Genomic DNA, 24406 nt, shown 5'->3' with positions numbered 1-24406 from the left:
GCCCCATTCGTCCGCGCTGCCGTTATATCCAGGCTGATTCCGGCCGCACTGTCTTGCTGTCAAAGCCCTGTACGGTCGATACACGTGCAGTGGCCCAACCGTGCCTTCTTTCTGGATAACAACAATGAACCAAGCACATGCTGTCGGGAGCAATCTCGACGTTCAGGCATTGATCAACGAGCAACCTTTGTCGCGCTACCAGTGGCGCGTGGTGCTGCTCTGCTTTCTGATCGTCTTTCTTGATGGGCTCGACACTGCGGCAATGGGCTTCATCGCTCCGGCCTTGTCTCAGGAGTGGGGGATCGACCGCGCCAGTCTCGGTCCGGTGATGAGCGCGGCGCTGATCGGTATGGTGTTCGGTGCGCTGGGTTCCGGGCCGCTGGCCGACCGTTTCGGGCGCAAAGGCGTACTGGTGGGCGCGGTGCTGGTCTTTGGCGGCTTCAGCCTGGCTTCGGCGTACGCCAGCAATGTCGATCAACTGCTGGTGCTGCGTTTTCTGACCGGCTTGGGCCTGGGGGCGGGGATGCCCAATGCCACCACGTTGCTGTCGGAATACACCCCCGAGCGGCTCAAATCGCTGCTGGTCACCAGCATGTTCTGCGGCTTCAACCTCGGCATGGCCGGGGGCGGCTTCATTTCCGCCAAGCTGATTCCCGCCTACGGTTGGCACAGTTTGTTGGTCATTGGCGGCGTGCTGCCGCTGTTGCTGGCCGTGGTGCTGATGCGCTGGTTACCCGAGTCGGCGCGGTTTCTGGTGGTGCGTAACCGTGGCACGGACAAGGTACGCAGGACGTTGTCGCCAATTGCGCCAAGCCTGGTGGCACAGGCTGCCAGCTTCAGCGTGCCGGAACAGAAGGCCGTGGCTGCGCGCAATGTATTCGCGGTGATCTTCTCTGGCACCTTTGGACTGGGCACCGTGCTGTTGTGGCTGACCTATTTCATGGGCCTGGTGATCGTTTATCTGCTGACCAGCTGGCTGCCGACCTTGATGCGTGACGGTGGTGCCAGCATGGAACAGGCCGCGTTCATCGGCGCGCTGTTCCAGTTTGGCGGGGTGCTCAGCGCGGTGGCGGTCGGGTGGGCCATGGACCGCTTCAATCCACACAAGGTCATTGGCCTGTTCTACCTGCTGGCCGGAGTGTTCGCCTACGCCGTCGGCCAGAGCCTGGGCAACATCAGCGTGCTCGCCACACTGGTGCTGGTCGCCGGGATGTGCGTGAACGGTGCGCAGTCGGCGATGCCGTCGCTGGCAGCACGCTTCTACCCGACCCAGGCCCGCGCCACGGGGGTATCCTGGATGCTCGGCATCGGCCGATTCGGCGCCATCCTCGGTGCCTGGAGCGGCGCCACCCTGTTGGGCCTGGGCTGGAACTTCGAGCAGGTGCTGACGGCCTTGCTGGTCCCGGCAGCCTTGGCCACGCTTGGGGTGATCATCAAAGGCTTGGTCAGCCATGCCGACGCCACCTGAAGCCGCGGCCCTTTGGTGACCCAGGCGACGGCCTGCAGAATCGTTCGATAATCGCACGAATAGTCGATTATCGGATTGTACGGCGTCCCTCGTCTGCTTAATCTGAGCCCACTGTAGCGCCCTGACCAGGAGTCTCCCAATGGCTGCAATTATCTCGCTTCACGAGGCCGTGAAGCAGTTCATTCAGGACGGCGACAGCGTCGCCCTCGAAGGCTTCACCCACTTGATCCCCACGGCTGCCGGTCACGAGATCATCCGTCAGGGTAAACGCGACCTGACCTTGGTGCGCATGACCCCGGACCTGATCTACGACCAGTTGATCGGTGCCGGTTGCGCCCGCAAGCTGATCTTCTCCTGGGGCGGCAATCCGGGGGTCGGCTCGCTGCACCGCCTGCGCGATGCCGTGGAAAAGCAGTGGCCGCACCCGATCGAGATCGAAGAGCACAGCCACGCCGATCTGGCCAACGCCTATGTCGCCGGTGCCTCGGGCCTGCCGTTCGCAGTGCTGCGGGCCTACGCAGGCTCCGACCTGCCCAAGGTCAACCCGCTGATCAAGAGCGTAACCTGTCCCTTCACCGGCGAAGTGCTGGCAGCGGTGCCCTCGGTGCGCCCGGACGTGACGGTGATCCATGCGCAGAAAGCCGACCGCAAGGGCAATGTGCTGCTGTGGGGCATCCTGGGCGTGCAGAAAGAAGCGGCCCTGGCCGCCAAGCGCTGCATCGTCACCGTCGAGGAAATCGTCGACGACCTGCAGGCGCCGATGAATGCCTGCGTGTTGCCGACCTGGGCCCTGAGTGCGGTGTGCCTGGTCCCAGGTGGCGCACACCCCTCCTATGCGCATGGTTACTACGAGCGTGACAACCGCTTCTACCAGGCCTGGGACCCGATTGCGCGCAATCGCGAGACGTTCAGCGCCTGGATCGACACCTACATCCGTGGCACTGCCGATTTCAACGCGTTCCAGGCCAAGCTGAACAGCACCGCGGAGGCTGCACAATGAGCTACTCGACTTCCGAAATGATGACCGTTGCCGCTGCCCGCCGCCTGCGCAATGGCGCCGTCTGCTTCGTCGGCATCGGCTTGCCGTCGAAGGCGGCCAACCTGGCGCGCCTGACGTCCTCGCCGGATGTGGTACTGATCTACGAATCAGGCCCGATCGGCGCCAAGCCCAGCGTGCTGCCGCTGTCGATCGGCGACGGCGAGCTGGCCGAAACCGCCGACACCGTGGTGCCGACCGGGGAGATCTTCCGCTACTGGCTGCAAAGCGGGCGCATCGACGTCGGTTTTCTGGGCGCTGCCCAGGTCGACCGCTTCGGCAATATCAACACCACCGTGGTCGGCGATTATCATGCGCCGAAGACCCGTCTGCCGGGTGCCGGTGGGGCGCCGGAAATTGCCGGCTCCGCCAAGCAAGTGTTGATCATTCTCAAGCAGTCGCCGCGCGCCTTCGTGGAAAAACTCGACTTCATCACTTCGGTCGGCCACGGCGAGGGCGGTGATTCGCGCCAGCGCCTCGGGCTGCCGGGCGACGGGCCGGTCGGCATCATCACCGACCTGTGCATCATGGAGCCGGAAGCCGGCAGCCACGAATTCGTGGTGACCGCCATTCATCCAGGCGTGACCCGTGAGCAGATCATTGCCGCCACCGGCTGGTCGATCCGCTTCGCCGACGACGTGCAGACCACCGCCGAGCCCACTGCAACCGAGCTGGGCGCGCTGCGCGACCTTGAAGCCAGAACCGCCGCGGCCCATGGCCAGGTGGCAGGAGAAGCCTGATGCGCGACGTATTCATCTGTGACGCCATCCGCACCCCGATCGGCCGCTTCGGCGGTGCCTTGGCCGCGGTGCGCGCCGATGACCTGGCCGCGGTGCCGCTCAAGGCGTTGATCGAGCGCAACCCGTCGGTGCAGTGGGACCAGCTCGATGAAGTGTTCTTCGGCTGCGCCAACCAGGCTGGTGAGGACAACCGCAACGTCGCGCGCATGGCCCTGCTGCTGGCCGGCCTGCCCGAGACGATCCCGGGGGTGACCCTCAACCGCCTGTGCGCCTCGGGCATGGATGCGATCGGCACGGCGTTTCGCGCCATCGCCAGTGGCGAAATGGAGCTGGCGATCGCGGGCGGCGTGGAGTCGATGTCGCGTGCGCCGTTCGTCATGGGCAAGGCTGAAAGCGCCTACTCGCGCGGCATGCAGCTCGAAGACACGACTATCGGCTGGCGCTTCGTCAACCCGTTGATGAAAAGCCAGTACGGCGTCGATTCCATGCCCGAGACCGCCGATAACGTGGCTGACGATTTCCAGGTGTCGCGCGCCGACCAGGACGCCTTCGCCGTGCGCAGCCAGCAGAAAGCCGCAGCGGCGCAGGCTGCAGGGTTCTTCGCCGAAGAAATCGTGCCCGTGCGCATCGCCCACAAGAAAGGCGAAACCGTCGTCGAGCAGGATGAGCACCTGCGCCCGGACACCACCCTCGAAGCTCTGGCCCGGCTCAGGCCGGTCAATGGCCCGGACAAGACCGTTACCGCTGGTAATGCCTCGGGCGTCAATGACGGTGCTGCAGCGTTGATCCTGGCCTCGGCTGCAGCGGTGCAGCGCCACGGCCTGACCCCGCGGGCGCGGGTGTTGGGCATGGCCAGCGCCGGCGTTGCGCCGCGCGTGATGGGTATCGGGCCGGTGCCGGCGGTGCGCAAGTTGACCGAGCGCCTGGGCCTGGCAGTTAGCGATTTCGATGTCATCGAGCTCAACGAAGCCTTCGCCAGCCAGGGCCTGGCAGTTCTTCGCGAGCTAGGCGTGGCCGACGATGCGCCACAGGTGAATCCCAATGGCGGTGCCATCGCCCTCGGCCATCCATTGGGCATGAGCGGTGCGCGCCTGGTGCTGACGGCGCTGCACCAGCTGGAACGAAACGGGGGACGCAAGGGCCTGGCGACCATGTGCGTCGGTGTCGGCCAGGGGCTGGCATTGGCCATCGAGCGCGTCTGAGCTGTTCCGGTCTGCGCGTGGGCGGGCCGGGGCGCGGGGTTGTTCTGCTTCGGTTCGGCGCTGCCCACTGCACAGCGCCGGCCTGAGGGGCGGCAGCGCCGCGATCCGGCCCGCCCATGCGCGGGCCAACTTGTACGGCACTAGGCCAATTGCCAGTCCCGCCCGCTGAACGAGTGTGTTACTAGGTATGTCTAGACTTACCTTTGACCCCTCCTGGAGCACAACTGCCATGACCACAACGCATTACACCGGTGAAGAGCGTAGCAAGCGCATCTTCGCCATCGTCGGTGCCTCATCGGGCAATCTGGTGGAATGGTTCGACTTCTACGTCTACGCCTTCTGCGCCATCTACTTCGCCCCGGCGTTCTTCCCGTCCGACGACCCCACCGTGCAGTTGCTCAATACCGCCGGCGTGTTCGCTGCAGGCTTTCTCATGCGCCCGATCGGGGGGTGGATCTTCGGCCGCCTGGCCGACCGCCACGGGCGCAAGAATTCGTTGATGATCTCGGTGCTGATGATGTGCTTCGGCTCGCTGCTGATCGCCTGCCTGCCGACCTACGCCAGCCTCGGTGCCTGGGCACCGGCGCTGCTGTTGCTGGCACGCTTGATCCAGGGCCTGTCGGTCGGTGGCGAATACGGCACCACGGCGACCTACATGAGCGAGGTGGCGCTGCGCGGCCAGCGCGGCTTCTTCGCCTCGTTCCAGTATGTGACCTTGATTGGCGGCCAGTTGCTGGCGGTACTGGTGGTGGTGATCCTGCAACAGCTGCTCAGCGAAGACGAGCTGCGCGCCTGGGGCTGGCGCATTCCGTTCGTGGTCGGCGCCATCGCCGCCCTGATCTCGCTGATGCTGCGCCGCTCGCTGCATGAGACCAGCAGCGCCGAAACCCGCAAGGACAAGGACGCCGGCACCATCAAGGGGTTGTTCCGCAACCACACCGCAGCGTTCATCACCGTGCTGGGCTACACCGCTGGTGGCTCGCTGATCTTCTACACCTTCACCACCTACATGCAGAAATACCTGGTCAACACTGCCGGCATGAGCGCCAAGAGCGCCAGCTTCGTGATGACCGGCGCGCTGTTCCTGTTCATGGTCGTGCAGCCGTTGTTCGGCATGCTCTCCGACCGCATCGGCCGGCGCAACTCGATGCTGCTGTTCGGTGCGCTGGGCACGCTGTGCACGGTGCCGCTGCTGATGGCGCTGAAGACCGTGACCAGCCCGCTGATGGCCTTCGTGCTGATCAGCCTGGCGCTGTGCATCGTCAGCTTCTACACCTCGATCAGCGGCCTGGTCAAAGCCGAGATGTTCCCGCCGCAGGTGCGCGCCCTCGGCGTGGGCCTGGCTTACGCGGTGGCCAACGCGGCGTTCGGCGGTTCGGCTGAATACGTGGCCCTGGGCTTGAAGACCCTGGGCATGGAAAACACCTTCTACTGGTACGTGACGGCCATGATGGCGATCGCCTTCCTGTTCAGCCTGCGTCTGCCCAAACAGGCCGAGTACCTGCACCACGATCACTAAGGACGTTGCATGAGCAACCAACTGTTCGACGCTTACTTCACCGCGCCGGCCATGCGCGAAGTCTTCTGCGACCGCGGTCGCCTGCAGGGCATGCTGGACTTCGAAGCGGGGCTGGCGCGCGCCGAGGCCTCTGCCGGCCTGGTGCCCCCCAGCGCCGCGCTCGCCATCGAAGCCGCCTGCCAGGCCGAGCGCTACGATGTGCAGGCCTTGGCCAACGCCATCGCCACGGCTGGCAATTCCGCCATCCCGCTGGTCAAGGCGCTGGGCAAGGTCATCGCCAGCGGCGTGCCCGAGGCCGAGCGTTACGTGCACCTAGGCGCCACCAGCCAGGACGCCATGGACACCGGGCTGGTCCTGCAACTGCGCACGGCATTGGCGCTGATCGAGCAAGACCTGAGCCGGCTGGCCGATACCCTGGCGCGGCAGGCCTTGCGGCATGCCGATACGCCGCTGGTTGGACGCACCTGGCTGCAACATGCGACGCCGGTCACCCTGGGCATGAAGTTGGCCGGTGTGCTCGGGGCGCTGACGCGCCATCGGCAACGTCTGCAGGAGCTGCGTCCGCGTCTGTTGGTGCTGCAGTTCGGCGGTGCGTCGGGCAGCCTCGCGGCGCTGGGCAACAAGGCCTTGCCGGTGGCCGAAGCGCTGGCTGAACAACTGCAGCTGAGCCTGCCTGAACAGCCCTGGCATACCCAGCGCGACCGCCTGGTGGAGTTTGCTGCCGTGTTGGGCATGCTGGCTGGCAGCCTGGGTAAATTCGGTCGCGATGTCAGCCTGCTGATGCAGACCGAAGCGGGCGAGCTGTTCGAGCCCTCGGCGCCGGGCAAGGGTGGTTCGTCGACCATGCCGCACAAGCGCAACCCGGTGGGCGCGGCGGTGCTGATCGGCGCCGCCACGCGGGTCCCGGGGCTGGTCTCGACGTTATTGACCGCCATGCCCCAGGAGCACGAACGCAGCCTTGGCCTGTGGCATGCGGAATGGGAAACCTTGCCGGAAATCTGCTGCCTGGTATCCGGCGCCCTGCGCCAGGCCCAGCTGATTGCCGAAGGCATGGAGGTGGACGCCCTGCGCATGCGCCGCAACCTCGAGCTGACCCAGGGCCTGGTCCTGGCCGAAGCGGTCAGCAGCGTGCTGGCCCAGCGCCTTGGCCGCGACTGCGCCCACCACCTGCTCGAGCAGTGCTGCCAGCGCGCCGTCGCCGAACAGCGCCACCTGCGTGCGGTACTCGCTGACGAGCCGCAGGTCACTGCCGAACTCGGCGCCGACGAGCTCGACCGGCTGCTGGACCCTGCCCATTACCTTGGCCAGGCCCGCGTCTGGGTGGCGCGGGCGGTGGCCGAACATCAACATCTGACTGCTTGAAGGAGACCGCTGTGGCGACGTTGCAATTGGCCGATGGCGCGCTGAACTATCGACTCGACGGGCCGGCGGATGCGCCGGTGCTGGTGCTGTCCAACTCGCTGGGCACCGACCTTGGCATGTGGGACAGCCAGATCGCGCTGTGGAGCGAGCACCTGCGGGTGCTGCGCTATGACACGCGCGGGCACGGTGCCTCGCAGGTCACCCCAGGCCCGTACAGCATCGAACAATTGGGCCAGGATGTGCTGGCGCTGCTCGATGCCCTGGACATTCACCATGCGCATTTCGTTGGCCTGTCCATGGGCGGCTTGATTGGCCAATGGCTGGGAATCCATGCCGGCGAGCGCCTGCACAGCCTGACGCTGTGCAACACGGCGGGCAAAATCGCCAATGACGAGGTGTGGAACAGCCGTATCGACACGGTCCTCAAGGGCGGGCAGCAAGCCATGGCTGACCTGCGCGATGCTTCCATCGCGCGCTGGTTCACGCCGGCCTTCGCCACCGCGCAGCCGCAACAGGCACAGCGGATCTGCCAGATGCTGGCGCACACCAGCGCGCAGGGCTACGCGGCCAACTGCGCGGCGGTGCGCGATGCCGATTTTCGCGAGCAGCTCGGGCTTATCAAGGTGCCGACGCTGATCGTCGCCGGCAGCGCAGACGCGGTGACTACCCCCGAGCATGGGCGCTTTCTGCAACGTCACATCGTCGGTGCGACCTATGCCGAATTCCCGGCTGCGCACCTGTCCAATGTCGAGGTCGGCGAGCCATTCAGCCGCCGCGTGCTCGATTTCCTGCTGGCTCGCTGAGGTGATTGCTGATGGATGAGAAACAACGCTACGAAGCTGGCATGCAGGTACGCCGGGCAGTATTGGGCGATGCCCACGTGGACCGCAGCCTGGAGAAGCTCAACGGCTTCAACTGCGAATTTCAGGAAATGATCACTCGCCATGCCTGGGGTGATATCTGGACCCGTCCAGGCCTGCCACGGCATACCCGCAGCCTGATCACCATCGCCATGCTGATCGGCATGAACCGCAACGACGAACTCAAGCTGCACCTGCGGGCGGCGGCCAACAATGGCGTGACCCGTGACGAGATCAAGGAAGTGCTGATGCAGAGTGCGATCTATTGCGGCATTCCAGCGGCCAACGCCACCTTCCATCTGGCTGAGTCGGTGTGGGATGAGCTGGGGCTGGAATCGCGCGCTTAAGCCCCGCGCAAGGCCACCGGCCCGGCATTGGCTTCCACGGCCTGTTTCAAGGCCGGGCACAGCCCGAGCATGAACGCAGCTTCTGCCACCACGAACAGCGGGCCGATGATCAGCCCGCTGATATCGTCGACGAAGGCCGGCTTGCGCCCTTCGTAGTGATGGCCGACGAACTGAATGATCCAACCCACCACGAATGCGCCCAGCCCCGCGCCGAGCCACACGCTGGTCGACTGCACGGCCAGCACCTGGCCGATCCACAGGCACAGGCCGAGCAATGCGCCCATGACCAGACCCAGGCGCAGGTCCAGGCGCAGGTAGAACCACACCGACGCCGCCGCGGCGAGCAGGGCCGGCGAAAGCCAGATACCGGCCACGTTCCAGCCGGGACGTGACAGCAGCACGGTAACGGCCACCACGATCAACGGAATCCCGACAAAGTGCGTGGCGATGTTGCGAGGGTCGCGGTGATAGTTGGCGTACTGGCTCAGGTGTTCGACGAGGGTTTTCATTGTTGTTCTCCCTGGTTTGCCGGGTGGCGGGCCGGCGCAAGCATTGGATATAGCCAGCATAGCCGGCAACTGCCAGCATCATCAGCGCCGCGAATGGCGTTACAACAGATTCAGCGGGTAACTGACGATCAACCGGTTCTCGTCGAAGGCATTGCTGCTGAAATCCCGGCGCATGGTGGAGTTGCGCCATTTCAGCGACAGGTCCTTGAACGTGCCTGACTGCACCACGTACGCCAGTTCGCTTTCCCGCGCCCACTCCTTGCCATCGCTCACCCCGCCTGCGCTGACGTTGTCCCCCTTGATGTAGCGGTTCATCAAGGTCAGGCCGGGGATGCCGACGCTGACGAAGTTGAAGTCGTGGCGCAGTTGCCAGGAGCGTTCCCTGGCATTGTCGAAGCTGGCGTTGTAGCTGTCGTTGGCCAGGGTGCCGCCGCTGGTGCCGTTGACCCGCAGCCAGGCATCGTCACCACTGACTTTCTGCAGGCCGATATAGAATGTATTGCCCTTGTAGCGCGCCGACAGCATCGCCGAGGCGGTACGGTTATCCAGCGCGCCGGCACGTTGCGCGCCGTCTTCCTTGCCGGTGAAGTAACCCAGGTTGGCGCCCAGGGTCCAGTCGCCCAGTGCTTGGCTGTGCTGCAGGTTCAGGTACTGCTGGCGGTAGATGTCCTTGAGCTGCGCGTGCCACGCACCGACCAGTGTGCGCTTGTCATTGAAGGTGTATTCGCCGCCGGCAAAATTGAAGCGGTCGGAGCTGAAGGCTGGGCGGCCATTGAGCGACATGTCGTCCATGCTGGCGTCATTGCGCGGGCTGTTGCCCCGGAACTGGCCGGCGTAGAGGGTCAGCCCGTCGATCTCCCTGGAGGTGAGCTGGCCGCCTCGGAAGGTCTGCGGCAACGAGCGGCCGTCATCCGCGCGCAGTACAGGTAGCACTGGCATCCATTCGCCTACCTTCAACTCGGTGGCCGACAACCTGGCCTTCACGGCCACGCCCAGGCGGCCAAAGTCATCCGCTGGGCGGCCATCGTCATGCACCGGCAGCAGATGTGTGTTGCTGGTGCCTTTGCCACCGTCGAGCTTCAGCGCGTACAGCCCCAGCACATCGATGCCTAAGCCCACGGTGCCTTGGGTAAACCCGGAGCGAGCATCGAGGATGAAACTCTGTGTCCACTCTTCGCCCTTGGCCTGAGGGTGTGCGGGGTCGATGAAGTTTCGGTTGATGTAGAAGTTGCGCAGGTTGAGGTTGGCCTTGGCGTCTTCGATGAAGCCGCCTGGCTGTTCGGCCCAGGCGGGCAGGGCGCAGGCGACGGCCAACAGGCCGGGCAGCAGCGGGCGTGCGGGTTGCATAGTGCTCATCGATCATGGATCTCTTGTTTTTATGGGCGAGCCGCTGCGCTGCAGGGCCAGGCCTGCAGGCGCGGGTCTTTTGATGAACTGTGCAACGTTGCCCGGCGATGGTGCGCGGTAGCAGCGCGGCGAGGCAATTCGCCGCAAGCGGTATTGGGCGGTAACCGAACGCTATGTGCCCTCGGTATTTCGCCACTGAACAGCGCCCAATAAAAAGCCCACCGCCAGGGTGGGCTTGCTGCCAAGCAGGGGCTATCAGCCTTGCGGTGCCTGCACCGACGCCTGCTGGTTGGCCTGGCCGGTTCTTTCGTACCAACCGCCGCCGAGGGCCTTGTACAGGTTGACCTCGCTGGTCAGCTGCGACAGGCGATCGGTGATCAGCGCCTGTTGCGCGCTGAACAGGTTGCGCTGGGCGTCGAGGAAGGTCAGGTTGCTGTCGATGCCGATGCGGTAGCGACGTTCGGCCAGCCGGTAGTAGTCCTGGTTGGCCTGGACCAGGTCGCGTTGCGCCTGCAACTGCTCTTCGAAGGTCTTGCGTGCAGCCAAGCCATCGGAGACTTCCTGGAAGGCGGTCTGGATGGTCTTCTCGTACTTGGCGACGTTGATGTCCTTCTGGATCTTCGAGTAATCCAGGCTGGCACGCAGGCTGCCGGCATTGAAGATCGGCAGGTTGATCTGCGGCTGGAACAACCAGGTGCCCTGACCACCGCTGAACAGGTGGCCCAGGTCCGGGCTCAGGCTGCCGGCATTGGCGGTCAGGCTGATGCTGGGGAAGAACGCTGCGCGGGCGGCGCCGATGTTGGCGTTGGCGGCCTTGAGCAGGTGCTCGGCCTCCTGGATGTCCGGCCGGCGCTGCAGCACGTCGGAGGGCAGACCAGCCGGCACGTCGGCCAACTGGTCGGCGTCCAGGCCCAGCGGCTGTGCGAGGTTGGCCGGAATGCCGGTGCCCAGCAGCACGGTCAGGCTGTTGACGTCCTGGGCGACCAGGCGCTGGTACTGCGAGTACTTGACCCGCGCGCCTTCCACGGCGGTACGCGCCTGGCTCAGGTCGAGCGCCGAGGACACGCCTACTTCGTTGCTGCGACGGGTCAGGTTGTAGCTTTCCTGATAGTTCTTCAGCGTCTCTTCGGTCAGCTTGAACAGCGCCTGGTCGGCCTGCCAGGTGTAGTAGGCGTTGGCCACGCTGGCGACCAGGGCGATCTGCGTGGAACGGCGCGCCTGCTCGCTGGACAGGTAAGTTTCCAGCGCCTGTTCGCTGAGGCTGCGCACCCGGCCGAACAGGTCCAGCTCATAGGCACTTACGCCCACGGTCGCGGAATACTGGCTGGTGATGCTCGAATCGCCGGTCTGCGACAGGTTGCCGGGGACCCGCTGGCGGCTGCCGCTGGCGGTGGCGGACACCGCCGGGAACAGATCGGCGCGCTGGATGCGATATTGCGCGCGGTAGGCGTCGATGTTCAACGCGGCGATACGCAGGTCGCGGTTGTTGATCAGCGAGGTCTGGATCAGCTGCTGCAGCGCCGGATCGCGGAAGAACTGCCGCCAGCCCTGTTCGGCGGCGGCCACGTCGGCGGCCTGGGCCGGCGAATACGCAGGGCCTTGCGGCCACTGCGCAGGCACCGGCGCTTCCGGGGTCTGGTAGTCGGGAATCAGCGAGCAGCCGCCAAGAATGAAAGCGGTGACCGCCAGGGACAACAAAGACTTGGTCATTGCCCAGCCTCAATACGTGGAGTTTCAGGGGTATCGTCCTTGCTCGGCTCTTTACTGCCGAACAGTGACGACACAGCGACGAAGAATAGCGGTACCCAGAAGATTGCCAATACGGTCGCACTGATCATGCCGCCGATCACGCCGGTGCCGATCGCGTGCTGGCTGCCGGCACCCGCGCCGCTGGCGATGGTCAACGGTACCACGCCGAGGATGAACGCCAGCGAGGTCATGATGATCGGACGCAGACGCATGCGGCACGCCTCGATGGCCGCGTCATACAAGCTGCGGCCCTGTTCGTGCAGTTCCTTGGCAAATTCCACGATCAGAATGGCGTTCTTCGCTGCCAGGCCGATGGTGGTCAACAAGCCGACCAGGAAGTACACGTCGTTGGACAGGCCGCGCAGGCTGGTGGCGATCAACGCACCGATGATGCCCAGGGGCACGACCAGCACCACGGCGATCGGGATCGACCAGCTTTCGTACAGGGCTGCCAGGCAGAGGAACACGAATAGCAGCGAGAGGGCGAACAGTGCCGGCATCTGCGAGCCGGAGAGTTTTTCCTCGTACGACATTCCGGTCCAGGAGAAGCCGACACCGTCAGGCAACTCGCCGGCGATGCGCTCGACCTCGGCCATGGCCTCGCCGGTGCTGTAGCCAGGGGCCGGCGCACCGAGAATTTCCATGGCCTCGACACCGTTGTAGCGCGACAGCTTGGGCGAGCCGTAGGTCCACTCGCCCTTGGCGAAGGAGGAGAACGGCACCATCTCGCCTGCGCCGTTGCGCACGTACCACTTCTGCAGGTCTTCAGGGCTCATCCGCGCGTTGGCTTCGCCCTGGATGTAGACCTTCTTGACCCGGCCACGGTCGATGAAGTCGTTGACGTAGCTGGCACCCAGGGCAATCGACAGGGTGTTGTTGATGTCGGAGATGGTCACGCCCAAGGCGCTGGCACGCTCGTCATCGATGGTCAGCTGATACTGCGGTTCATCGTTCAGGCCGTTGGGGCGTACGCCACTGAGGATCTTGCTTTGCGAGGCCTTGGCCAGGAACTCGTTGCGCGCTTCCATCAGCTTGGCATGGCCGACACCGCCGCGGTCCTGCAGGAACACGTCGAAGCCGGTGGCGTTACCCAGCTCCAGCACCGCAGGCGGGGCGAAGGCGAACACCATCGCATCGCGGAAGCTGAAGAAGTGTTGCTGGGCCCGTTCGGCCAAGGCGAACACGCTGTTTTCCTTGGAGCGATCACCCCAGGGCTTGAGCATGATGAAGGCCATACCCGAGCTCTGCCCACGGCCGGCGAAGTTGAAGCCGTTGACGGTGAACACCGACGACACGGTATCGGCTTCGTCCTTGAGTAGGTATTCGCGCATCTGGTCGACCACCGCCTGGGTTCGCTCGGCACTGGAGCCAGCCGGCGTCTGCACCTGGGCGAACAGTACGCCTTGGTCTTCCTCAGGCAGGAACGCGGTGGGGATGCGGGTGAACAGCCAGATCATGCCGACCACGATCAGGGCATAGGCCAGCAGGAACGGCACCTTGTTGCGCAGGATGCTGCCCACGCTGCGCTCGTAGCCGTTGACGCTGCGGTCGAAGTTGCGGTTGAACCAGCCGAAGAAACCGCCTTTGGCGTTGTGATGCTCGCCCTTTTTCAGCGGTTTGAGCATGGTTGCGCACAGCGCCGGGGTGAACACCAGCGCCACCAGCACCGACAGGCCCATGGCCGAGACGATGGTGATGGAGAACTGGCGGTAGATCACCCCGGTGGAGCCGCCGAAGAAGGCCATGGGCAGCAGCACCGCCGACAGCACCAGGGCGATACCGACCAGGGCGCCCTGGATCTGCTCCATGGAGCGTTTGGTCGCCTCCTTGGGCGGCAGCCCTTCTTCGGACATCACCCGCTCGACGTTTTCCACCACGACGATGGCGTCGTCCACCAGCAAGCCGATGGCCAGGACCATGGCGAACATGGTCAGGGTGTTGATGCTGAAGCCCGCCGCGGCGAGGATGCCGAAGGTACCCAGCAGCACCACCGGTACGGTCATGGTGGTGATGATGGTGGCGCGGAAGTTCTGCAGGAACAGGTACATCACCAGGAACACCAGGACCACGGCCTCGATCAGGGTGTGGATCACCCCACTGATCGACTCGGTGACCACGGGCGTGGTGTCGTACGGGAACACCGCCTTGACCCCTGGCGGGAAGAACGGCTCAAGGTCAGAGATGGTCTGGCGCAGGGCCTTGGCAGTGTCCAGGGCGTTGGCGCCAGTGGCCAGCTTGACCGCCAGGCCCGAGGCCGGCTTGCCGTTGAACTGCGCGCTGACGGCGTAGTTTTCACCGCCCAGGCCGACTTCGGCGACATCACCCAGACGTACCTGGGAGCCGTCGTTGTTGACCTTGAGCAGAATCTTCTCGAACTGCTCGGCGGTCTGCAGGCGGGTCTTGCCGATGATGGTGGCGTTGAGCTGGGTGCCTGGCATGGCGGGCAGGCCGCCGAGCTGGCCGGAGGACACCTGCACGTTCTGCGCGGCGACGGCGGTCTTGACGTCGACCGGGGTCAGCTGGAACTTGTTGAGCTTGGCCGGATCGAGCCAGATACGCATGGCGTATTGGGCACCGAACACCTGGAAGTCGCCGACACCGGCAGTCCGCGAGATCGGGTCCTGCATGTTGGAGACGATGTAGTTGGCCAGGTCGTCCTTGGTCATGCTGCCGTCTTCGGACACCAGGCCGATCACCAGCAGGAAGTTCTTCACTGCCTTGGTGACGCGGATACCTTGCTGCTGCACTTCCTGCGGCAACAGCGGGGTAGCCAGGTTCAGTTTGTTCTGCACCTGGACCTGGGCGGTATCGGGGTTGGTCCCCTGCTCGAAGGTGGCGGTAATGGTCATGCTGCCGTCGGAGTTACTCTCTGAGGACACATAACGCAGGTTGTCGATGCCGTTGAGCTGCTGCTCGATGACCTGCACCACGGTGTCCTGCACGGTTTGCGCCGAGGCGCCTGGGTAGGTCACAGCGATGGCGATGGCCGGTGGCGCGATGCTCGGGTACTGGTTGATCGGCAACTTCAGGATCGACAGGGCGCCGACCAGCATGATCACCAAGGCGATCACCCAGGCGAAGATCGGGCGATCGATAAAGAACTTCGACATGGTTTACTCCGCTTTGGCGTCTGCTTTGGCCGCGTCGGCCTGATCAGGGCTGCCGGCCTTCTTGACGTTGCTGGCCTCGCCAACCTTGACCTCGACGCCTGGGCGTACGTACTGCAGGCCTTCGGTGATCAGGCGGTCGCCCGGGTTCAAGCCTTCCTCGATCAGCCACTCGCTGCCGACCGTGCGGCTGGCCTTGAGCTGGCGCAGTTCTACCTTGTTGTCCTGGTTGACCACCATCGCCGTCGGCGCACCCTTGAGGTCGCGGGTCACGCCCTGCTGTGGGGCGAGGATGGCATTGGCGTTGACCCCGGCCTTGAGCCGCGCATGCACGAACATGCCCGGCAGCAGGGTGTGATCGGGGTTGGGGAAGATCGCGCGCAAGGTGACCGAGCCGGTGGTTTCGTCCACTGCGACTTCCGAGAATTCCAGGCGGCCCTGCTGCTTGAACACGCTGCCGTCCTCCAGCACCAGTTGCACCGAGGCGGCGTTGTCGCCGGCCTTCTGCAACTGGCCGCTTTCCAGGTCACGGCGCAGCTTGAGCAGCTCGGCGGTGGACTGGGTGACATCGACGTAGATCGGGTCGAGCTGCTGGATGGTGGCCATGGCGTTGGTCTGGCCACTGTTGACCAGCGCGCCTTCGGTGACCGCCGAACGGCCGATGCGGCCACTGATCGGCGCCAGGACCTTGGTGTAGCGCAGGTCGATCTGGGCGCTCTTGAGCGAGGCTTCGGCTTGCAATCGTTTGGCATTGGCATCGTCGAATTCCTGCTTCGACACCGCCTGCTCATTGACCAGCTGCTTGTAGCGCTCGGCCAGCGAGCGAGTCGCTTGCAGGTTGGCCTGGGCGTTGCCCAGGTTGGCTTCGTAGACGGCCGGGTCGATCTGATACAGCTGCTGCCCTTCCTTGACTTCGCTGCCTTCCTTGAACAGGCGCTTGAGGATGATGCCATTGACCTGCGGGCGCACTTCGGCCACCCGGAACGCGGTGGTGCGGCCCGGCAGTTCGGAGGTCAGGGTGAAGGGCTGCGCTTGCAGGGTGACGACGCCGACCAGAGGAGCCTGCGCCGCGGGCGGGGCTTCTTCTTTCTTACAGCCACCTAGCAGCGTTGCCAGGGCGACGGCGGAAACCAGAGCGGTAACGGCTGGCTTGAATTGCATGAGGATCCTCGGGTCGCAAGAGCAGGGAGACGCTCAAGAATAATGGAACAGTCTTGTCAGAAGAAAACTATCCGGTGGATAAGTAGCTTACTAACGAATATACTTACATTCATGGTTGTTTGTAAATACCGCCAGGTGGTACATGTTTACCGCCTCAGCCATTGATTAGCCCAATCGGGAGGCGCCCTGCAGAGGTGGCCCCGGCGATTTTCCCCGTTTGCGCAGCGCAGCGGGCTCAGATGAGGTTGCACTGCCATGGTCCGTCGAACCAAAGAAGAAGCCCAGGAAACCCGCGCCCAGATCATCGAGGCGGCGGAAAGGGCGTTCTACAAGCGCGGCGTTGCGCGAACCACCCTGGCCGACATCGCCGAACTGGCGGGCGTCACCCGCGGTGCCATCTACTGGCATTTCAATAACAAGGCCGAACTGGTGCAGGCACTGCTCGACAGCCTGCACGAAACCCATGACCACCTGGCGCGTGCCAGCGAGAGCGAAGACGAACTGGACCCGCTCGGTTGCATGCGCACGCTCTTGCTGCAGGTGTTCAACCAGCTGGTGCTCGATGCTCGCACCCGGCGCATCAATGAAATCCTGCATCATAAATGCGAGTTCACCGACGACATGTGTGAGATTCGCCAGCAACGCCAGGGCGCGGTGCTCGATTGCCACGAGGGCATTACCCTGGCCTTGGCCAACGCCGTGCGTCGCGGACAATTGCCCGAGCAGCTGGATATAGAGCGCGCGGCCATCACAATGTTCGCTTATGTCGATGGAGTAATCGGACGCTGGCTGCTCCTGCCCGAGAGCTTCAATCTGTTGCACGACGCCGAAAAATGGGTCGATGCAGGGCTGGATATGCTGCGCTTGAGCCCTGCGCTGCGCAAATGACACTTTGTTAAGGATTGTGAGGAAGTGTTGCCCAAGTAACGTTAACAACCGATTGAACCGACCTCAGCCTAACGCCCGCGCAATTGCCGATCGGGCAGCAGCAGGGCAGCAGCCAGGCCAAGCACGGCGATGGCGGCGCTGCCGAGCAGAAGATGGCGGAAGGTCTCCAGCAGCCCCTGTTGTACCGCAGGGTCCGGGGCTGCGGCCTTGAGGCTGCCCAGCAAAGGGTTGCCCACCAGCTCGAAGCCACCTTGTTGCAGCAGCGCCAGCAACAGGCTCGACATGCAGGCCACGCCCATCGCGCCGCCCAGGGAGCGAAACAGATTCGTGGTACTGGTGGCTACGCCTATGTCCTTGCCCTCGACCGCGCTTTGGGTGCCAACCAAGGTCGTGGGAAATTGCAGGCCGCAGGCGACGCCAGTCAGCAGCATGAACATGCCGCTGAGCCAGGCCGATTGCGGTGGGGTCAGGGCCATGGCGACAATGGCCATCGGCATCAGCACGGCGCCGGCCAGAATCTGTGGTTTGTAGCGACCGGTGCGACTGGTCAGACGCCCCCCGCTAAAGGCCCCCAGCGGCAAGCCCATGGCCAGCGGCAACAGGTGCAACGCCGCGCTGTCGGCCCCGGCACCGGTGATCCCCTGATAACGTAACGGCATCAGCATGGTCAGCGAGATCGACTGGAAGCTGGCGAAGAAAATCACGGCCCAGCACAGCACTGCCACCCGATTGCCGAACAGGCTCATGGGCAGCAGCGGTTCGGCGCAACGGCGCTCATGGGCGATGAACATGGTCAAGCCGAACAGTGCACAGCCAAGCAGCGTCAGCACTGGCGTTGCATTCCACTGCTGGCCTTGACCGACCAGGGTGATGCCCAGCAGCAGACTGCCAAGCCCTGCGATCAACAACACGGCGCCCAGGTAATCGACCCGCGCCTGGCGACGTTGCACCGGCAGGCCCGCCAAGGCGCGGCGAATCGCCCACAGCGCAAGGATGCCCAGGGGCAGGTTGATCCAGAACACCCAGCGCCACGACAGGTACTCGGTCAGCCAACCGCCCAGCACCGGCCCGGCGACGCTGGCCACGGCGTACATGCTGCTGAAATAGCCCTGGTAGCGGCCGCGCTCGCGCGGTGGCACGAAGTCGCCGATGATCGCCTGGCTCACTGACACCATGCCGCCGGCACCGATGCCCTGGATGACCCGCGCAACCACCAACTGCTGCATGTCCTGGGCCAGCGCGCAGGCGATCGATGCAAGGGTGAACACAGCGATGCCGGTGAGGATCATGCGCCTGCGCCCGTACAGGTCACCGAGCTTGCCGTAGACAGGCACCGCTACCGTCATCGCCACCATATAGCCGGAAATCACCCACGCCAGCTGACCAACGTCGTTGAATTGCGCCGAGATGGCCGGCAGCGATACCGCGACGATGGTCTGGTCGAGCGCGCCCAGGAAAATCGCCAGCATCAGGGCGGTCAGGACGCTGCGCAGGGCAGGTGGGGGAAGGGCGGCTGTCACGAACGATACCTTGTAGAGAGCACTGCGTCGGCGCAAAGCCAATCGCGCGAAGTACGCGAAGTGTAACCCGAGTTAGGTAGCTTCCTATGTACTATCTGCATCCCCTATGCAAGATCGGCATTGGCGCATTCATCCATGGCAACATGGCCGCGTGATATCGTTGGTATGCCACAGCGGTTGTAAATCGCGGCCTGCACCATGCTGGTGCAGCAAATTGCCGCAGGTTTTTCGCAGCGCTGTCTCCCACACCTTTTATTCCTCTGCCTGCATGTCGAGCATGACCGCCCAGATGGCGACGGTTGGAACAGGTCAGGTAGACCCGATTCAGGGGTCGGTAGCAACCGTTCAATTTCTACATTTCATAAGCGGAGTGATCATGCCCAAGGCTTCCCACCAAGATCTGCGTTTTGCCTTCCGCGAGCTGCTCGCTTCTGGTTCCTGTTATCACACAGCGTCGGTGTTCGACCCCATGTCGGCGCGGATCGCAGCCGACCTCGGCTTCGAAGTCGGCATCCTCGGCGGCTCGGTGGCGTCCTTGCAGGTGCTGGCCGCGCCGGACTTTGCGCTCATTACCCTGAGCGAGTTCGTCGAACAGGCCACCCGCATTGGCCGCGTGGCGCAGTTGCCGGTGCTGGCCGACGCCGACCACGGCTATGGCAACGCGCTCAACGTCATGCGTACAGTCATCGAGCTCGAACGCGCGGGCGTCGCTGCCCTGACCATCGAAGACACACTGCTGCCGGCGCAATTCGGGCGTAAGTCCACCGACCTGATTTCGGTCGAGGAGGGCGTGGGCAAGATTCGCGCAGCCTTGGAAGCACGCGTCGACTCGTCGCTGTCGATCATCGCTCGCACCAATGCGGGCGTGCTCAGCACCGAAGAGATCATCGTGCGCACCCAGAGCTACCAGAAAGCCGGTGCCGACGGTATCTGCATGGTCGGGGTCAAGGATTTCGAGCACCTCGAGCAGATCGCCGAACACCTGAGCGTGCCACTGATGCTGGTGACCTACGCCAACCCCAATCTGCGTGATGATGAGCGACTGGCACGCTTGGGCGTGCGCATCGTGGTCGATGGTCACGCCGCCTATTTCGCCGCGATCAAGGCCACCTACGACTGCCTGCGCCTGCAACGCGGTCAGCAGAACAAGTCGGAAAACCTCAGCGCCACTGAACTGTCGCACACCTACACCCAGCCCGAGGATTACATTCGCTGGGCCAAGGAATACATGAGCGTCGAAGAGTGACCAGCCACCTGTCGGGCTAACGCACGGCGCTCAAGGTGGCGGTATGTGGCACGCAGTGCGCCTGCAGGCAACTGTGCGCCGCGCTGGGTTGACTGCGCAGCAGCTCGGCGCGCCAGCACGCCGAGCCATACAGCGCAGCGACTGCGATCAATGCCATGGCCAGGGTGATTCGTCTGGATCGGATGCCCATGCTGCCCACCTCCCTCTACCGCGCCAGGTGACACCCTTGAGCATAGTCCTGGCGGACGATCATTGCTCAGCGGTTGCGCACTGCTGCAGCCAGTCAAGCAGTTCAAGCAGTGCCGGCGCTGGGCCTTTGCTCGGGTTCACCAGGTAATAGCCTTTGCCGGTCGGCACCTTCAACGGGAATGGCATGCACAGCCGCCCGGCTTGCAAATCGTCACCGATCAACGCCCAGTCGCCGATCGCCACGCCAGTGCCCTGGGAGGCCATGGCCATCGCCATGTCCAGGGTTTCGAAGTGCTGCTTGGGCCCTTGCGCTGCCAGCGCCCCACCGGCGGCCCGCAGCCACGACTGCCAGTCATGCTCGTCGCGCGAGGGGTGCAGCAGCATGTGTCCGGCCAGGTCGTGCACGTGGCGCAGCGGGTTCGGCCCATCGCGTAGCGAGGGGGCGCAGACCGGCGTCAGTTGTTCAGCGAACAGCTCGCGCACTTCCAGCCCGGGAGCGGGTTTGTCAGCGTAGATCACCGCGGCGTCGAACCCCTCACGACGAAAATCCACGCCGTGTTGGACCGTGGTCGTCAGCTCCACCGGCACGTCGGGGCGCAGCGCTTGCCACTCCATCAGCCGTGGCAGCAACCAACGCATGACACAGGTCGGTGCCTTGAGCTGCAAGGTCGTTTTACCCGCGCCGACTTCACGCACGCCTTGCTCGACCAGTGCGAAGATCTGCTGTACCCGTGGCAGCCAGTCCTGACCTTCGCGGGTCAGGCTCAGGCCGCGGGCCTGGCGCTGAAACAGCGGGTAGCCCAGGTGTTGCTCGAGCGCTGCAATCTGCCGGCTCACTGCGCCCTGGGTGATATGCAGTTGCCGCCCGGCGCGGGTGAAATTGCAGTGCTGGGCGGTGACCAGAAAGGTATGCAGAGCGGGCAGGGGCGGGAGGCGTTTCATCGCTGGCAGCCATGAGCTGAAGACATGGCAAGTATGTGTTTATTTGCATTGTGACGATACCCCTGTGGCGGATCCAATAGCGGCTGATCCCCACGAAGAATGACGGTGACAGCGATGGCAACTTGCGGTGAGGTACTGGTCAAACTCCTTGAAGGCTATGGTGTGGACCATGTCTTTGGCATCCCCGGCGTGCACACGGTGGAGCTGTACCGGGGCCTGGCGGACTCGTCCATTCGGCATATCACGCCGCGCCATGAGCAAGGCGCAGGCTTCATGGCTGACGGTTATGCGCGCACCCGCGGCAAGCCTGGCGTGTGCTTCATCATCACCGGCCCTGGCATGACCAACATCACCACGGCGATGGGGCAGGCGTACGCCGACTCGATCCCGATGCTGGTGATATCGAGTGTGCAATCGCGTGATCAACTGGGCGGTGGCCGTGGCAAGCTGCACGAGTTGCCTAATCAGGCAGCATTGGTAGCGGGAGTGGCAGCGTTTTCCCAGACCTTGATGAGCGCGGATGACTTGCCACAACTGCTGGCGCGGGCATTTGCGGTATTCGACGGCGCGCGGCCGCGCCCGGTACACCTCGAGATCCCGCTGGATGTGCTGGTTGAACCCGCCGATCACCTGCTGCCCGGCCGCCCAGTGCGCAGCAGCCGCGCCGGCGCTGCGCCGGATGCCATTGCCGGCATGGCCGAGCGCTTGGCCACGGCACGCCGGCCCCTGATCCTGGCAGGCGGTGGAGCGCTGGGCGCCGCTGCTGCACTGACGCAGCTGGCCGAGCACCTGCAGGCACCGGTGGCGCTGACCATCAATGGCAAAGGGCTGCTGCCGGCCGGGCATCCGCTGCTGATCGGCTCGACCCAGTCGCTGGCGGCGACCCGTGAGCTGGTCGAAGAAGCCGACCTGGTCCTGGCCATCGGCACCGAACTGGCTGAAACCGACTACGACGTAACGTTCAAAGGCGGCTTCAAGATCCCCGGCAGCTTGTTGCGCATCGACATCGACCCGGACCAGACCGTACGCAACTACCTGCCGCAGCTGGCCCTGGTCGCCGACGCCAGGCTGGGCACCGAGGCATTGCTCGAGGCGCTGGGCAAGCGGGCGCAGCCGCGCCACCAAGCAGGCTGGGGCAGCGCCCGCGTGCAGCGCTTGCGCGCCACCCTCGCGGCAAGCTGGGACCCCCAGATGCTGAGCCAGACCCGCTTGCTGCAAGCCTTGCTGCAACGCCTGCCCAATGCCGTGCTGGTGGGCGATTCGACGCAGCCTGTATACACCGGCAACCTCACCCTGGACATGCCGGCGCCGCGTCGCTGGTTCAATGCCTCGACCGGCTACGGCACTCTGGGCTATGCCTTGCCGGCCGCCATGGGGGCGTGGTTGGGCAGCGCCGAACGGGCCAGTGAACGTGTACCCTGCGTGTGCCTGATCGGCGACGGCGGCTTGCAGTTCACCCTGCCAGAACTGGCCAGCGCGGTGGAGGCGCAGGTGCCGCTGATCGTACTGTTGTGGAACAACCAAGGGTATGAGGAGATCAAGCGCTACATGGTCAACCGCGCCGTTACGCCAATCGGCGTGGATATCCATACGCCCGACTTCATCGGCGTGGCCCGCGCCCTTGGCGCTGCAGCCCAGGCTGTGGCAGACGTTGCGCAGTTGCAGGCAGCCTTGGGCCAGGCGCTGGAGCGCCACGGGCCGACCTTGATCCAGATCGATCAGCAGCAATGGAACGCCGGCACTAGCCCGCAGTAGCGCGCAACCTGGCGACGTCGCGGATCGGCGGTGCGCCGTACAGCCGGCTGTATTCGCGGCTGAACTGTGAAGGGCTTTCATAACCGACCCGATAGGCCGCCACCGCTGCCTCCAGGCCATCGTTGAGCATCAGGCGTCGGGCTTCCTGCAGGCGCAACTGCTTCTGGTACTGCAACGGGCTCATCGACGTCACGGCCTTGAAGCGGTGATGCAGGGTCGAGGCGCTGAGGTTGACCTCCCGCGCCAGGTCCTCGATGCGCAGCGGCTGCTGATAGTGGGTGTTAAGCCAAGTGATGGCCTGGCAGACGCGATGGGTCTGACTATTGGCCAGGGCGATCTCGTACAGCCGATGGCCCTGTGGCCCGCGCAGCATACGGTAGAGGATTTCACGGCGAAACAACGGCGCAAGCATGGCGATGTCGCGCGGGGTGTCCAGCAGGCGCAGCAAGCGCAACAGGGCGTCGAGCAACGCCGCATCGGTCCGGTCGACATACAGGCCACGACCCGATGGCCGATTGGGTACCAGCATCGGCCCGCTCTCGGCGATCAACTGGCTGATCTCGGCAGGGTCGAGGTCCATGCGCAGGCCAAGACTGGGATTCTGCGGGCTGGCATCCAGGCGCACGCCGCTCAGCGGCAGGGTCACCGACACCACCATATAGTGCAGAGGATCGTAGGCATATTGCTCGTCACCCAGAAACAGACTCTTGCTGCCCTGGGCCAGGATGCACAGCGCCGGTTGCGCCAGTGTCGGCACCGAACGCACGTTTTCGGTGTAGCGCACCAAGTACAGATCCGCGATGGCCGAGGCCGGGCCATGCGGCTCGCCGGCGTGCCGGGCAATCAACTCGGCAAGCTCCAGGCGCTGCTGCTCCAGGGTCGGATCGATGGACGGGGCGGTGGTCATGATGGCTTTCCTCTGCTGACCGACGCAGCATAGGTTTGGGCAATGCGCGGCGCTAGTCGAATACTGCTCGGCGGAACTCGGGGCACGCCTGCGGGATCTGCTGGAACCCTCGTTGCGCACCCCCGGGTGCCTGGGCTTCACCGTCCAACGCTCCCAGGCTGACGCCGACCTGTGGCTGCTCAGCGGCAGCTGGCAGGACCAGCAGGCGATGCGTGGTTATTTCGCCTCGCCGACGCTGGAGGTATTCGGCGAGCTGGTCCAGGCCAGGGTCGTCAGCAGTCTCGACTTGCATACCTTCGATTGATCACGGTTAGAATGCCGCCCTTCGCTCCTGTCTCGGAAAGCAACATGGCACGTAGAGAATTCCCCCACCACGAAGCGGTATCGGCAATGGTCCCGGCAGCGGGCGGCGGCTACAGCGCGGCGATCGCAGTCAAGGCCCTTGGCATGGGCGGCGCGCCGCGCTTTCACAAGGTCCTCGACGGGCAGGTCTTCAAGGGCGCCGGGGGGGGGGAAGGGGGGGGAAAGGAAAAAAAGACAAAAACGGGTCCT

Annotated in this window: 21 protein-coding genes and 1 pseudogene; 13 read left to right on the top strand and 9 right to left on the bottom strand. The window is 64.3% G+C overall.

Annotated elements, in window-relative coordinates; genetic code table 11:
- Positions 1-124: 124 nt before the first annotated feature.
- The 8 genes from ACLEJW_RS15575 (at position 125) to pcaC (ending at position 8534) form a co-directional block, all read left to right on the top strand.
- The gene (locus ACLEJW_RS15575; RefSeq protein WP_440777858.1) at positions 125-1468 is read left to right on the top strand and encodes an MFS transporter; all 1344 of its coding nucleotides are present in this window, start codon (positions 125-127) and stop codon (positions 1466-1468) included.
- Between the two features lie 139 nt (positions 1469-1607).
- Complete coding sequence (locus ACLEJW_RS15570) at positions 1608-2468, top strand: CoA transferase subunit A (protein WP_313456966.1); 861 nt, start codon at positions 1608-1610, stop codon at positions 2466-2468.
- On the top strand, positions 2465-3244 hold the full coding sequence (locus ACLEJW_RS15565) for a CoA-transferase subunit beta (protein WP_440777857.1): 780 nt from the start codon (positions 2465-2467) through the stop codon (positions 3242-3244). Before ACLEJW_RS15570 ends, ACLEJW_RS15565 begins: the two co-directional genes overlap by 4 nt.
- Positions 3241-4446, top strand: coding sequence for a 3-oxoadipyl-CoA thiolase (gene pcaF / locus ACLEJW_RS15560; protein WP_178108338.1), 1206 nt, complete (start codon positions 3241-3243; stop codon positions 4444-4446). The genes ACLEJW_RS15565 and pcaF overlap by 4 nt, the downstream gene beginning before the upstream one ends.
- Positions 4447-4675: 229 nt before the next feature.
- Positions 4676-5965, top strand: coding sequence for an MFS family transporter (locus tag ACLEJW_RS15555; RefSeq protein ID WP_145188081.1), 1290 nt, complete (start codon positions 4676-4678; stop codon positions 5963-5965).
- Between the two features lie 9 nt (positions 5966-5974).
- Complete coding sequence (locus tag ACLEJW_RS15550; RefSeq protein ID WP_440777856.1) at positions 5975-7327, top strand: 3-carboxy-cis,cis-muconate cycloisomerase; 1353 nt, start codon at positions 5975-5977, stop codon at positions 7325-7327.
- A gap of 11 nt (positions 7328-7338) precedes the next feature.
- The gene (gene pcaD / locus ACLEJW_RS15545; RefSeq protein WP_145188074.1) at positions 7339-8130 is read left to right on the top strand and encodes a 3-oxoadipate enol-lactonase; all 792 of its coding nucleotides are present in this window, start codon (positions 7339-7341) and stop codon (positions 8128-8130) included.
- Positions 8131-8141: 11 nt separating this feature from the next.
- Positions 8142-8534 carry a 4-carboxymuconolactone decarboxylase gene (pcaC, locus tag ACLEJW_RS15540; protein ID WP_145188072.1) on the top strand — a complete coding sequence of 131 codons (393 nt, stop codon included), beginning with the start codon at positions 8142-8144 and terminating at the stop codon, positions 8532-8534.
- Here pcaC and ACLEJW_RS15535 read toward each other — a convergent pair.
- The 5 genes from ACLEJW_RS15535 to ACLEJW_RS15515 all read right to left on the bottom strand — a co-directional run bounded on the left by ACLEJW_RS15535 (position 8531) and on the right by ACLEJW_RS15515 (position 16407).
- Complete coding sequence (locus ACLEJW_RS15535) at positions 8531-9043, bottom strand: Mpo1 family 2-hydroxy fatty acid dioxygenase (protein ID WP_145188071.1); 513 nt, start codon at positions 9041-9043, stop codon at positions 8531-8533. The genes pcaC and ACLEJW_RS15535 overlap by 4 nt on opposite strands.
- 99 nt (positions 9044-9142) lie before the next feature.
- Positions 9143-10399 (bottom strand): OprD family porin, encoded by a 1257-nt coding sequence (locus tag ACLEJW_RS15530; RefSeq protein ID WP_440777855.1) that lies wholly within the window; start codon positions 10397-10399, stop codon positions 9143-9145.
- Between the two features lie 246 nt (positions 10400-10645).
- A complete protein-coding gene (locus tag ACLEJW_RS15525; RefSeq protein WP_145188065.1) occupies positions 10646-12100 on the bottom strand; it encodes an AdeC/AdeK/OprM family multidrug efflux complex outer membrane factor in 1455 nt (484 codons plus the stop codon).
- The gene (ttgB, locus tag ACLEJW_RS15520; protein WP_145188062.1) at positions 12097-15249 is read right to left on the bottom strand and encodes a multidrug efflux RND transporter permease subunit TtgB; all 3153 of its coding nucleotides are present in this window, start codon (positions 15247-15249) and stop codon (positions 12097-12099) included. The genes ACLEJW_RS15525 and ttgB overlap by 4 nt, the downstream gene beginning before the upstream one ends.
- Before the next feature lie 3 nt (positions 15250-15252).
- A complete protein-coding gene (locus ACLEJW_RS15515) occupies positions 15253-16407 on the bottom strand; it encodes an efflux RND transporter periplasmic adaptor subunit (RefSeq protein ID WP_145188060.1) in 1155 nt (384 codons plus the stop codon).
- A 255-nt stretch (positions 16408-16662) separates the two neighbouring features.
- Here ACLEJW_RS15515 and ACLEJW_RS15510 point away from each other — a divergent pair, with 255 nt between their 5' ends.
- On the top strand, positions 16663-17295 hold the full coding sequence (locus tag ACLEJW_RS15510; protein ID WP_145188057.1) for a TetR family transcriptional regulator: 633 nt from the start codon (positions 16663-16665) through the stop codon (positions 17293-17295).
- Between the two features lie 68 nt (positions 17296-17363).
- Here ACLEJW_RS15510 and ACLEJW_RS15505 read toward each other — a convergent pair whose 3' ends face one another.
- Entirely contained in the window at positions 17364-18815 is a 1452-nt protein-coding gene (locus ACLEJW_RS15505) for an MDR family MFS transporter (RefSeq protein WP_440777854.1), read from the bottom strand.
- Between the two features lie 376 nt (positions 18816-19191).
- Here ACLEJW_RS15505 and ACLEJW_RS15500 point away from each other — a divergent pair, with 376 nt between their 5' ends.
- Positions 19192-20061, top strand: a complete 870-nt coding sequence (locus ACLEJW_RS15500) for an isocitrate lyase/PEP mutase family protein (RefSeq protein ID WP_145188051.1) — start codon at positions 19192-19194, stop codon at positions 20059-20061.
- A gap of 16 nt (positions 20062-20077) precedes the next feature.
- On the opposite strand, the gene ACLEJW_RS15495 is transcribed toward ACLEJW_RS15500, so the two are convergent.
- Positions 20078-20251, bottom strand: coding sequence for a hypothetical protein (locus ACLEJW_RS15495; protein WP_178108330.1), 174 nt, complete (start codon positions 20249-20251; stop codon positions 20078-20080).
- Between the two features lie 59 nt (positions 20252-20310).
- Complete coding sequence (locus tag ACLEJW_RS15490) at positions 20311-21192, bottom strand: LysR substrate-binding domain-containing protein (RefSeq protein WP_440777853.1); 882 nt, start codon at positions 21190-21192, stop codon at positions 20311-20313.
- A 114-nt stretch (positions 21193-21306) separates the two neighbouring features.
- Between ACLEJW_RS15490 and ACLEJW_RS15485 the strand changes: the two genes are divergently transcribed.
- Positions 21307-22947 carry a 5-guanidino-2-oxopentanoate decarboxylase gene (locus ACLEJW_RS15485; protein ID WP_440777852.1) on the top strand — a complete coding sequence of 547 codons (1641 nt, stop codon included), beginning with the start codon at positions 21307-21309 and terminating at the stop codon, positions 22945-22947.
- Here the strand turns inward: ACLEJW_RS15485 and ACLEJW_RS15480 are convergent.
- Complete coding sequence (locus ACLEJW_RS15480; RefSeq protein WP_145188041.1) at positions 22934-23854, bottom strand: AraC family transcriptional regulator; 921 nt, start codon at positions 23852-23854, stop codon at positions 22934-22936. The two genes, ACLEJW_RS15485 and ACLEJW_RS15480, sit on opposite strands and share 14 nt — an antisense overlap.
- A gap of 67 nt (positions 23855-23921) precedes the next feature.
- Here ACLEJW_RS15480 and ACLEJW_RS15475 point away from each other — a divergent pair.
- Positions 23922-24158: pseudogene (locus tag ACLEJW_RS15475) on the top strand (putative quinol monooxygenase); the annotation flags it as partial.
- An 11-nt stretch (positions 24159-24169) separates the two neighbouring features.
- A partial coding sequence (locus ACLEJW_RS15470) for a hypothetical protein (RefSeq protein ID WP_440777851.1) occupies positions 24170-24406 on the top strand: 237 nt, incomplete at its 3' end.

This window comes from Pseudomonas sp. SMSB3 (assembly GCF_052041965.1).
GTDB lineage: Bacteria > Pseudomonadota > Gammaproteobacteria > Pseudomonadales > Pseudomonadaceae > Aquipseudomonas.
This window is presented reverse-complemented; position numbering and strand designations above follow the sequence as displayed.